9 protein-coding genes are annotated in these 11,516 nt (G+C 60.9%); 6 read left to right on the top strand and 3 right to left on the bottom strand.

What is annotated here, in order from left to right:
* Nucleotides 1-228 precede the first annotated feature (228 nt).
* Nucleotides 229-474, bottom strand: coding sequence for a hypothetical protein (locus tag WC698_03570; GenBank protein ID MFA6039314.1), 246 nt, complete (start codon nt 472-474; stop codon nt 229-231).
* A 56-nt stretch (nt 475-530) separates the two neighbouring features.
* On the opposite strand from WC698_03570, the gene WC698_03565 reads away from it, so the two are divergent.
* From WC698_03565 to WC698_03555, 3 genes are all read left to right on the top strand, one after another.
* On the top strand, nt 531-2,462 hold the full coding sequence (locus WC698_03565) for an HD domain-containing protein (GenBank protein MFA6039313.1): 1,932 nt from the start codon (nt 531-533) through the stop codon (nt 2,460-2,462).
* A 204-nt stretch (nt 2,463-2,666) separates the two neighbouring features.
* Complete coding sequence (locus WC698_03560; protein ID MFA6039312.1) at nt 2,667-3,671, top strand: hypothetical protein; 1,005 nt, start codon at nt 2,667-2,669, stop codon at nt 3,669-3,671.
* 119 nt (nt 3,672-3,790) lie between these two features.
* A complete protein-coding gene (locus WC698_03555) occupies nt 3,791-4,378 on the top strand; it encodes a thioredoxin family protein (GenBank protein MFA6039311.1) in 588 nt (195 codons plus the stop codon).
* A 223-nt stretch (nt 4,379-4,601) separates the two neighbouring features.
* Here the strand turns inward: WC698_03555 and WC698_03550 are convergent, their stop codons facing one another.
* Both WC698_03550 and uvrA read right to left on the bottom strand, forming a co-directional pair.
* On the bottom strand, nt 4,602-5,567 hold the full coding sequence (locus tag WC698_03550; GenBank protein MFA6039310.1) for a metallophosphoesterase: 966 nt from the start codon (nt 5,565-5,567) through the stop codon (nt 4,602-4,604).
* Between the two features lie 152 nt (nt 5,568-5,719).
* On the bottom strand, nt 5,720-8,722 hold the full coding sequence (gene uvrA / locus WC698_03545) for an excinuclease ABC subunit UvrA (GenBank protein MFA6039309.1): 3,003 nt from the start codon (nt 8,720-8,722) through the stop codon (nt 5,720-5,722).
* Between the two features lie 169 nt (nt 8,723-8,891).
* Between uvrA and WC698_03540 the strand changes: the two genes are divergently transcribed.
* From WC698_03540 to WC698_03530, 3 genes are all read left to right on the top strand, one after another.
* Nucleotides 8,892-9,479, top strand: a complete 588-nt coding sequence (locus tag WC698_03540) for a riboflavin synthase (GenBank protein MFA6039308.1) — start codon at nt 8,892-8,894, stop codon at nt 9,477-9,479.
* Nucleotides 9,476-9,934: a 6,7-dimethyl-8-ribityllumazine synthase gene (gene ribH / locus WC698_03535; protein MFA6039307.1), complete on the top strand. Its 459-nt coding sequence runs from the start codon at nt 9,476-9,478 to the stop codon at nt 9,932-9,934. Before WC698_03540 ends, ribH begins: the two co-directional genes overlap by 4 nt.
* Before the next feature lie 91 nt (nt 9,935-10,025).
* Nucleotides 10,026-11,408, top strand: coding sequence for an S-layer homology domain-containing protein (locus WC698_03530; GenBank protein ID MFA6039306.1), 1,383 nt, complete (start codon nt 10,026-10,028; stop codon nt 11,406-11,408).
* Nucleotides 11,409-11,516 lie beyond the last annotated feature (108 nt).

Genomic DNA, 11,516 nt, shown 5'->3' with positions numbered 1-11,516 from the left:
GTAGGCACGTCTCGGAAGCGCCGTTCGGCACTCCACGAGTACCGGCCGGAGAGAGGAATCCTGCAGATGAGAAAATGCATATTTCTCTTCTCTATTGACATTCAATGCGCCATACTGATAATGCCTTGGCTTTCTATGCCTAAGAATCAGGAATCCCGCAAAGGCACCCGAGCTGCAAGAGAACATCCTGCGGAAGGGGAACCCCATGATTCACATTCCCTGTACGATTCAGGGCAATTTGACGATATTCTCCAGTCGGAATTGCATCGGATGGGCGTGGGATATGGGGCATTGGGGCACGGCATAACTTCGCACCACGAAGCCGTTGCGAATGTACGCAGCCAGGTGCAAGCACTCCGTGCACAGCACCAGGAGCGGGGAGAAACGGTGCGGCAAGAGTCTTCTCACATCGTCACATTCATCCGCATCATCCTTTCGCGCCTCCTCTCCACGTCGGGCTTTTCTCGCGATCATGCGAAACCGGCTTCAGAGAGGTAGAAGGACGGGGAGATGTGGTAGCATAGGTGCTCATGGAGGACTTACGGTCCCGCTTCTCGGCGTCCTTGGCCTATCTGCCGCCACAGGAGCGTTCAGCGGTTCTGCGTGCGCTTCAATTTGCGGAGCGTTGGCATGAGGGGCAGAAGCGGGAATCGGGAGATCCCTTCATCATCCACCCCCTCTCCGCCGCCCTGTACTTGGTGGAACTGGATGCCGGCAAGGACATGCTCGTTGCAGCCCTCCTCCATGACGTGGTGGAAGATGAACGGGCGGATCGCGAACAGATCCGCAAGGAATTCGGGGATGATGTCGTGCGTCTGGTGGAAGGTCTTACGAAATTGAGCAAGATACGTCAGGAAGGGAATCCCTCTTTCCGCCAGGTCGCATCGCTGCGCAAGCTCCTCCTCCTTGCGAGTGAAGATATCCGCGTCATCCTCATCAAGCTGGCGGATCGGCTCCATAACGTCGAAACGCTCTCGGTGCTCCGGCCGGAGAAACAGCAGCGCATCGCGCAGGAGACATTGGATATCTACATTCCCTTTGCGCGCATCGTGGGGCTCCGGTCATGGAGCAGGAAGCTGGAAGAGCACTGTTTCCCCATCGCCCTGCCGGAAGAGAGCGCCGTATGGCACGCGGCCATCCAGCAGAAGCGGGCGGAGCTGGAACAGGAGCGGCTCGCGTTCGTGGAAAGCGCCAACAACTTCACTCCGAAGCGCGTCCATCCCACGCTCGTGCACATGACGGACTTCGAAATCTACCAGCGTCTCTTCCATGACCTCTCGCGCCTCAGGGATACGAGCCGTTGGGATTACGTTCAACTGGTCATCAGCAACTCCTCCACGGTCGCCGACTGCTACCAAATCCTCGGCGCAGTGCATACGCGTCATCCGGTGCGGTCTCTCTCCTTCCGTGATTTCATCAACGCTCCGCAGCCGAATGGTTACCAAGCCCTCCATACCACCATTTTCCTCTCCCGCGATCACGAGGTCCGCCTGCGCATCCAGACGCAGGAGATGTTCGATTTCGCCACGAAGCGGAAAGTGGGGAATTGGATCAGTGCGGGGCATTCCGATGTGACCACTGCCCTCTCTTCCCTCCACAAGCCGACGTTTGACCAGGATCGGTACGTGACGGACCTCAAGCAGGTGGTTCTTGACCGCATGAACGTCTTCACGACCGCCGGCGAAGTGATCTCGCTGCCCCGTGGCGCCACGGGCGTGGATTTTGCTTTCTTCATCAATCCCAATACCCTCTCTTCCCTGGCAGGCGTGCGTGTGAACGGCGAGGAACGGGAGACCACCACGCAGTTGCGGGATGGCGATACCGTTGAGCTCATGCTTCTGGAAACGGGCGGTCGTCCGGAGCGGAGCGCCCTCTGGCTGAATAAGGTGAAATCCATCGAGGCACGAGCCATGCTCCAGCAATCACTGGAAGAACAGCCGCCCTTGGAGAAACGCAGCCAGGGTCGCGTGATGCTGGAGTATGAGGCGCAGAAGTGGCGCCTTCCCCTCTGGTGGCTTTTCCATTGGGCGAAGACGCAGGTCAGGCTGACGCAGGCGCTCGGAGAAGAATCGTTCGATACCCTCCTGGAGAAAGTGGGCAGCGGGCAATTGGCGGTGGGGAAGGTCATCGATGCGTATAGGGCGCTGCTCAACAAGCCCGCGTTTCTGCAGCGTCTCCTCATGATGCTGCGCTTGCTGCCCCGTTCACGCGTCCTGAATCGGGAAGCTTCCGTCATTGATATCGACGTCTACAGCGTGGATCAGCCGGGGATGATCTACAACCTTTCCAAATCCATTGCGGACCGAAAAATCAACATTTCGAAGTTCGCGGTCTACGCGGTTCCCCCCAAAGACGCCCTCTATCAAATCCGCCTGGAAGTGAAGGATTTTCATGAATTCAGCGAATTGTACGATGCTCTCCTTCAGGTCTCCGGCGTGAAAAAAATTAGACGAAGAAAATAAATAATGCACTTGTCAAAGTCAAAGATATTCTCCACAATGCTTCCATCCGCAGAAGAGATGAAGCTCAACTATGTCGATCAGTTTCGGGATCCTTGGGAGCCGCTCTACGAGCAGACGGCAGAATCGTATGATACGTATCTCGAGAGAGAATACGAAACCAATCGAATGCGCTTTGCCGCAGAATGGAACGCCCATTATGAGCAGATGAGGACCGCCTACGAAGCCACAGTTCTGCGTCTGTTGGAATCGGGCAAGAAACGCGAAGGTATGTTCACGGCGGATATCGGGCGCGGGCCGTTTGACCATGACCAACGCATCATCGACACGCTGGTGAAACGGTACCAGGCCGTGGTCACCATCGATTTCGCAACCAGGATTCGTCGTGCGGCCATGACCGCTCTTCTGGAGGGAGGCGTATCAAAAGAGAAAATGTATGAAATGCGGTTCGACATTTCCTCAGGATTGAGCACCGTGTATGACCAGTACTGGGAGGAGAAATTGGGAAGCATCAATACGGAGGAAGAGCTCTGCGAGACAATGGATGTTTTGCACAAAGCCGATATTGTCATGGAGCTTGATGCACGCGTTTCGGATGCCGTAGCAGCGGCAGCCAGGCAAGATACGTGTGCGCTCGCGGGGGAACGGACGTTCGAGGAGCCGTTGAACAGGGACCGGCGCATGATTCTCAGCGAAGGCGGAAAGCGCATGCCGCTCGATCTCGTCTACCTTCCCATGGTGATCGCGGGTACCGGCGTGCCCGGGGAGAAGCGTGTTTGGGGCGTCTATGAGGACACCATCATGTCCAACGATTCGAAGGAAGGCGAACCGAGCGAAGCAACGCTCATCAGCCGTCGGCGGGTGCTGCGCCGTATCCACGGCATCATTGCGGCCTACAACACCGCCGTTGCCGAACGCATCTTCAAGAAGATACTTGTGGATAATCCCCGCGCCACTCTCCTTGCCGTAACGGATGTTTCCACGACGTATGATGATGAGCGGTTGAATGTGGGGGAGTTGCCTCGGCTGATTGTGGATGAACTCATCGGCAATCTTGAGGAAGAAGGCATCTTGGTCTCGAGGAATCTCGATGTAAAACCGTGGGTTTGGAAGGATGAACCCGCTCACCACCATACCGTCAACGTCCTTTCAGCGCGCCTCCAGAAACCGGAGTCCTATGAGGAGTCACTGAGGAGCGAAGGACACGCGTGAGCAGGCCGCTTGCATTCATGCGCCCAACACCCGAAGGATGTGCGTCTGCCGGCTCGGACGGTTCCGGTGCCGTCGGTTTCCTTTCGGCGGGAACGGAGAAGGGATACAATGGCAGCCGTATGGTCCTCGTGGTCGACAACTCCCGCGTGCTCAAGATCGGGAGCAAGCTTCCCGCATTTGAGCTTCCGGCGACGGACGGTTCCACGGTGGACAGTGCGGCAATAAAGGATCCCGTCCTGGCGGTGATCTTCACGTGCAACCATTGCCCCTACGCCCAGGCGTACGAGGGGCGGATTCTGGAACTCGCGCGCGAATTGCAACCGAAGGGCGCATTCTTTGTCCTCATCAGCAGCAACGACCCCGCGGATTACCCCGAGGACTCGTTCGAGCACATGCGCACCCATGCGCGGCAGAAGGAATTCCCTTTCCCCTACTGTTACGATAAGACGCAGGAAGTTGCCAAGGCGTACGGGGCGCTCTGCACGCCCCACTGTTTCGTGTTTGATGCGGAACGCCGCCTCCGCTACAAGGGGCGTGTGGATGACAACTGGAAGGAACCGGGGAAGGTGAAGAAGCGCGAGCTCCACGACGCCATGACGGCGCTCCTCGCCGGCAAGGCGCCCCCCGTCAAACAGGCGGACGCCATCGGCTGTTCCATCAAGTGGAAGAAGGGGAATGAGCCGGCCGCCAAGATTGTTCCTTCCTGAAGAGCTGTGACAGTTCTTGGGCGGTGCGCAGCTGTTCCTCGGTCAAGTCCTGTTCATAGTTGCTCACGGTTCCACTGCGGATAGCCACGCGCAAACCTTGCATCATTGCAGCCTGTCTCACGTGTTCGGGAAAAGACTGCGACGATTCGGCACGAAACGTGTTTTCCACGAACCGTTCCATGGTCTCCTCGAGGCTCGGCACCATACGGTTCCGCATCATTCCTCAACGGGGTGCCGTCTTCAAGAGCAAAATTTCCGGCCATGCGAAGAGGCGAGCACGGGCGCGCGTTTCGCCGATGCCCCGCGTGACCGCGAGCGTCGTCCCGCCCGTCAGCGTGAAGATTCCCTGGCTGTAGTCCCTCCCGATTTTCAGGGGGATGGGCGCGATGGGGCCGAAGAAAGGCAAGCGGAACTGGCCGCCATGCGTGTGCCCGGAGACGATCACATCGGCTTGCAAACTCTGCGGTTCCAGGGTGACGTCGGGGTTGTGCGCGAGGAGGAGGACGGGGATGTCCTCCGGAACCTTCGCAAAGCTCTTCTCCCAATCCACGTCCGCCGCCCACAGATCCCCGGTCCCCGCCACCACGAAGGAGCCTTTGGACGTGCGGTAGAGCACGTTCTCGTTCTCCAACACCAATACGCCGCGTTCCTGCAAATACTGCCGCAGGTCCCGCGACCGGTCCTTCATGTTGAAGCGCTGTCCCAAAAAATCCCGCATGCGTCCCATGTCGTGGTTGCCGAACACCGCCACAGTGCCGATGGAGGGAGAGAGTTCGGCGAGCGGCGCCAGGTCCTCCGGCGAGGAATTGCCGTCGAAGAGGAAATCTCCGGCGAAGAGCACCAGATCGGGGCGCAGCGCGTTGATCTTGTCCACCACCCTCCACAGGAACGCTTCCCCTTTATACGGCCCCGCGTGGAGGTCGCTGAAGACGGCGATGGTGAGTTGCTCCGGATAGGGGAAGGGCACGCTCCGCTCCGTGACCGTGATGATCCGCGGTTCCAGGAAGGAGCCGTACAGAACGGCCATGGAGACGGCGAAGGAGAGGAGACCCGTGCCGTAGAGGAAGGCTTTGGCGAACCGCCCGCGCGGACGCCGCAGGGCAACGGCCACCGTGAAGAGCAAGCAGAGGGGTCCGGTGATGAGGAGGAGGATGGCGAAATCCCAGGGGAAGGTGCTCGGTTGGAACATGTGGTGAGCAGTATGAAGCAGGGAGTGACGTATGAAAAATGCAAAATTGGAAATGCAAAATGAGAAATGAATCCTCAACACGCTCTATGCTTCATCATTTTGCATTTCGCATTTCCAATTTCCCATTGTCCGAGGGAAGAACCGCCGCACGCTCACGATTTCTTCTTGCCGAGCACCTTCTTCAAATACTGCCCCGTGTAGCTCTCCTTCGCCTTCGCCACCTCTTCCGGCGAGCCCTTGGCGATCACGCGGCCCCCGCCCCCGCCCCCGTCCGGCCCCAAGTCGATGATGTGGTCCACGCTCTTGAGCACGTCCAGGTTGTGCTCGATCACGAGCACCGTGTTGCCCTTCTCCACCAGGCGCTGGAGCACTTCCAAGAGGCGGCTGATGTCATCGAAATGGAGGCCGGTGGTCGGTTCGTCCAGGATGTAGAACGTCCTGCCCGTGGCGCGCTTCGTGAGTTCCGTGGCCAGCTTCACGCGCTGCGCTTCCCCGCCGGAGAGCGTGGTGGCGCTCTGTCCCAAGTGGATGTAACCCAGCCCCACGTCCTCCAGCGTCTGGAGCTTGTTTTTGATGGCGGGGATGGCGCCGAAGAAGTTCAACGCTTCACTGATGGTCATGTCCAGCACTTCCGCGATCTGCTTCCCCTTGTAGGTCACTTCCAACGTCTCCCGGTTGTAGCGCTCGCCGTGGCAGAGCTCGCACGTGACGAACACATCGGGGAGAAAATGCATCTCGATCCGCTTGAGCCCGTCCCCCTCGCACTCTTCGCAGCGGCCGCCCTTCACGTTGAAGCTGAAGCGGCCGGGCTTGTATCCGCGCAGCTTCGCTTCCGGCGTGGTGGCGAAGATGTCGCGGACGTCCGTGAAGACGCCAGTGTAGGTGGCGGGGTTGCTGCGCGGGGTACGGCCGATGGGGGATTGGTCGATGACGATCGCCTTGTCCAAGTGCTCCAATCCCTCGATGCTCCCCACGTCCTGCGGCTTGGTGTGCGCCTTATTGAGAACGTGCAGGAGCTCGGGGGCAAGGATGCCGTGGATGAGGCTGGACTTGCCGGAGCCGGAAACGCCCGCGATGCCGATGAAGGTCCCGAGCGGCAGCTCCACGTCCACGTGCTGCAGGTTGTGGTGGTATGCGTCGCGGATGCGGATGCGCTGGCCGTTTCCCCCGCGCCGCTCCTTGGGCACCGCGATGCTCTTCTTGCCGCTCAGGTACTGCCCCGTGATGGAAGCCGCGTTGCCCGTGAGCTCCGCGGGCGTCCCCACCGCCACGATCTCCCCGCCGTACTTGCCGGCGCCCGGCCCGATCTCCAGCAGGTAATCCGCGGAGGCGATGGTCTCCTCGTCGTGCTCCACCACGATCACGGTGTTCCCCAGGTCGCGGAGCTTCTTGAGCGTGGCGATCAGGCGGGCATTGTCGCGCTGGTGGAGGCCGATGGAAGGTTCGTCCAGCACGTACAGCACGCCCTGCAGGGCGGAGCCGATCTGCGTGGCCAGGCGGATGCGCTGCGCCTCCCCGCCGCTGAGCGTGTTGGCGGAGCGCGAGAGGGTGAGGTACTTCAAGCCCACGTTCTCCAGGAAGGAGAGGCGCGCGATGATCTCGTGGAGGACCTTCTTCACAATGGTATATTCATAGGCTGTTAACGCTGTAGAGACGTCCCGACGGGACGTCTCTACGATTTTTAGCGGTACGTCTTTCTGGCCGCTCTCCGCTGAAGGCTGACCGTCCGTCTGTGGGATCAAACTCTTGAAGAAACGTTCGGCACTTTCCACGTCCATATCCGTCCCTTCCACGACGTTCTTCCCCCCCACCGTCACGCCCAGGATTTCGCGCTTGAGTCGCTTCCCCCCGCAGGACGCGCAGGGGAGCTCCTCCATGTACTCCTCGATCTGCATGCGGATGTAGCTGCTGTCGGTTTCGGAATGGCGGCGCCGGAGGTTGGGGATCACGCCCTCGTACGTCGTCTGGTACGTGCCGCCGAACTTGGCGGTGTTGAAGCTCAGGTGCAATTGCTTCTCATGTCCCCACAGTACGATCTTCCGGTGTTCGGGCGTGAGTTCCTCCCACGGCGTATCCATGCTGAAGCCCACTTCCTCGGACAGCGCTTCCAGGAGCTGTCCCGTAAACCCGCTGCGGCTGGCGGATGTGGCCCAGGGATGGACGGCGCCTTCGGACAAGGAGAGGCGGGGATTGGGCACCACCGCATGCTCATCCACTTGAAGGATGGACCCCAGGCCGTGGCACTCCTCACACGCGCCGTGCGGCGAGTTGAAGGAGAAGCTGCGGGGCTCGATTTCCGGGATGTCCTGTTCGGGGTGGTCGGGGCAGACGAACGATTCAGCAAAGCGCGTTTCCTTGCCGCTGTCGGCATCCAGCACGATGAGCGATCCTTCCCCTTTCTTCAGACACAGCTCCACGGAGTCCGCCAGGCGCGTCCGGTTGGGGTTGATGTTGGGTGTGTTTTTCCCTCCACTCCCCGCCCCCTCCGCCGTCGGAGGAGGGGAAGACTGCAAATCCCGTATGACCAACCGGTCCACCACGATGTGGATCGTGTGGGCTTTCTTGGGGTCCAGCTTGATGTCCTCGTCCACCGTCACGATGCCGCCGTCGATCCGCATGCGCACGAAGCCTTCGCGGCGGATGGAATCCACGATCTTCACGTGCTCGCCCTTGCGCCCCTCCACGATGGGCGCCAGCAGGTAGATCTTCCTCCCCTCCGGCATCCGCGCAACGGTCTCCACGATCTGGCTCGCCGATTGCTTGCTCAGTTCCTTGCCGCACACGCTGCAGTGCACCTTGCCCGCCTTGGCCCACAGGAGGCGCATGTAGTCGTAGATTTCCGTCACGGTCCCCACCGTTGATCGGGGGTTGCGGGGGGCCGTCTTCTGATCGATGGAAATCGCGGGGCTCAATCCCTCGATGCTCTCCACCTCCGGCTTCTCCATCTGCGCGATGAACTGCCGTGCGTAGGCGGAGAGGCTCTCCACGTACCGGCGCTGTCCTTCGGCGAAGATGGTGTCGAAAGCCAGGGAAGATTTCCCCGAGCCCGAGAGCCCGGTGATCACCGTCAGCTTGTTGCGCGGAATGGTCACATTGATGCCCTTCAGGTTGTGCATCCGTGCGCCGCGGATGACGATGTTATCCGTATTCTGCATGGCGGGAAGGGGGGGGAGAGATGGCAGGTCGGACGGAAGCGGGGGGAGCCACCCCCGTGGGAACATACGAAAACAATGCCCGCGCGTGCGCGAGGGCTGAGCCCTGAGCTTATCACAAATATAGCTTCCTGTCTAGGGTTTGGGGGATCTCGTGATACACTGTTCCTCCATGTTCACGGGAATCGTCGAGGCAACGGCGGACGTGCTGAAGAACGAAGACGGGAAGCTGGTCCTGCGGCGCCCGGCGCCGTTCCATGACCTCACGCCCGGATCGAGCGTATGTGTTGCGGGCGCCTGCTTGACCGTCACCGCGCTGGCGGTGGCGGAAATGGCGTTCGACGTGGTCCCCGAGACGCTCCGCAAAACGACGCTCGGCGCTTTGAAGGCGGGCGACCGCGTGAACCTGGAGCGGGCGATGCGCGCGGATGGCAGGTTCGAGGGGCATATCGTCCAGGGGCATGTTGAAGGGGTGGGGAAGGTGAAAGCGATCAGCGGACAGCTTTCAGCGGACAGCGATGTCCAACTCGCGATTGAGCTTCCCACGGTATTCGTACCCTTCATCCTTCCCAAAGGCTCCGTCACCATTGACGGCGTCTCGCTCACCGTCGCGGATGTGTCCGAAGAATCCTTTTCCGGGGCGCTCGTCCCCACCACCCTCCGCGTGACAACGCTCGGTGCGCTCCGGGCAGGGGACCGCGTGAACATCGAGACGGATCTCCTGGGACGGTACGTCCGTCGGTTCCTCCCCCACCCATGAAACAGGACACACCCACCGGCCTCCCTTCCCGCATCAACCGCGGCTGGCGCATCGGCATCGTCCACTCTTCCTACTATAAGGAGGAAGTGGGGGCGCTCGTTTCCGGCGCGGCGCAGGCCCTCCGCGATGCGGGCATCCCCCCCGCCAACATCAAGACGTACGCCGTTCCCGGCTCCTTCGAAATCCCCCTCGTGGGCGCGGAACTGGCGCGGAAGCAGGAAGTGGACGCCCTCATCGGCATCGGGGTGATTGTGGAGGGAGAGACGCACCATGCGCGCCTCATCGCCGAGCAGGCGGCGCGGGGGATGATGGACGTGCAGGTGCGCTCCGGCGTCCCCTTCGCTTTCGAGGTGCTCTATGTGCAGGACCTTGCCTTGGCGCGTGCGCGCTTGGAGAAGGGGGAGGAAGCCGCACGATGCGTCCTGCATTCCCTCGCGCTGATCGAGCGCCTCTAACATTCCCTTGCGTTAGGTACGCGGATGCATTCTTGACTCATTGAACAAACTTCGTGTTCAAATTACAGTGCAGGCACTTACCCTGTCCCTTATGCGCCGCCCCCGGCTCTCTTCCGTCCTGTTCGCTTCCTTCCTCATCGTTTCTTCCCTCGCGCAGGCGGGTTTGCCCACCGCAGCCTTGGCGGAGGCGGGAGTGTTTCCCGATGTTGCGGCGACGCATGTGTTCCGTCCGGCCATCGAGGGATTGGTGCGCCTCAACGTGATCAGCGGGAACCCCGACGGCACGTTCCGGCCGGGCGACCCCGTCAACCGGGCGGCCATGCTCAAGATGCTCTACCTGGCGTTCCGGAAGACGCCGGCCGCAAGTTCCACGGGATGCTTTCCCGATGTGCAGAAGGGGAGTTGGTACGAACAGTTCGTGTGCGATGCGGCGGCCAAGGGATACGTGATGGGGTATGCGGCGGATAACACCTTCAAGCCGTCCCGCCCCGTCACGCGCTCGGAAGCGCTGAAGATGGTCCTGGTGGTGCGGGGCAACGCTTCCGCGGCGGGGGGTTCCGTCCCCTACACCGACGTCCCCGCGGACGCATGGTTCCTTCCGTACGTTTCCCAAGCGCTGCAGGCGGGCATCCTCCCCCTCACCGGAAAAGAGGAAGACAACGCGCTTGCTCCCGCGGAACCCATCGACCGCGCGGAAGCCGCCGCCCTCATTTGGAACGCGCTGCAGGGGAGTTCTTCTTCCGCCGCTTCCGCGGGGAGCAGTGACGGCGCATCGAGCGCCGCTTCCTCCGGCCAGGCCTCTTCCCGCACGCAGGCGGAGTTCGACGATACGGGCGCCACGGCGGACATGCTCAGCCCCACGTTTCCCTTCGAGGACACGCAGCGTTTCCACGGGAAGAAGCCCTTCTCCTACCGCTTCACCGTCGACAGTTCCAAAGTGGCGGAGTTCACGGTCGGTTTGCGCGACGGGGGGCAGGGTGACGTCTCCTGCACGCTGTTCCGCATGGAGAAGGAAGGCTTCTCCACGGAGTACTACCTGGGGTATCAAGAGAAGGGGGCGTGCCGCCTCAAGGTCGCCGTGCGGCCGGGTGATTACCAGTTGCAGTTGCAGCCGACGGTGGCGGACACCTCGTACCTCGTGGAGTCGGGCGTGGGATCCGGCGACGGGAACGACGGCTTCATCCAGGCGCCGGTGCTCCTCTTCGGCAAGACGCGCGTGGACATGCTGGAGGCGAACGACCTGGAAGATTGGTTCACGTTCACCGTCCATCAGGAGGAGGAGATGACGCTCGACCTCTCCAGCAACGAGAGCCTCCGTTGCCTCATCTACCCCTCGAGCGACGTGGACCTCTTCGGGTTCGAAGGCCCTTCCTGCGGCACCGCCTACGCGTATCCCGTGGGCACGTACTACGTGGGCATCGGCCACGCCATCCCCCGGGAGCTCAAGCAGACGTATACCTTGGAATTGAAGTAGGTCCGGGTAGGGGAATCACTGATGATTTTCCTGCGAGGGTTTCCGAGGATTCCGATGATACCGAGGAACCACTCGTAGACACTCATCGGAATCGTCGGACTCGTCGGA

It is taken from the genome of Candidatus Peribacteraceae bacterium, from assembly GCA_041661065.1.
Classification (GTDB): Bacteria; Patescibacteriota; Gracilibacteria; order Peribacterales; family Peribacteraceae; genus CAIKAD01.
Note: the sequence above shows the minus strand (reverse complement) of the source record. Positions and strands in the feature narration are given on the sequence as shown.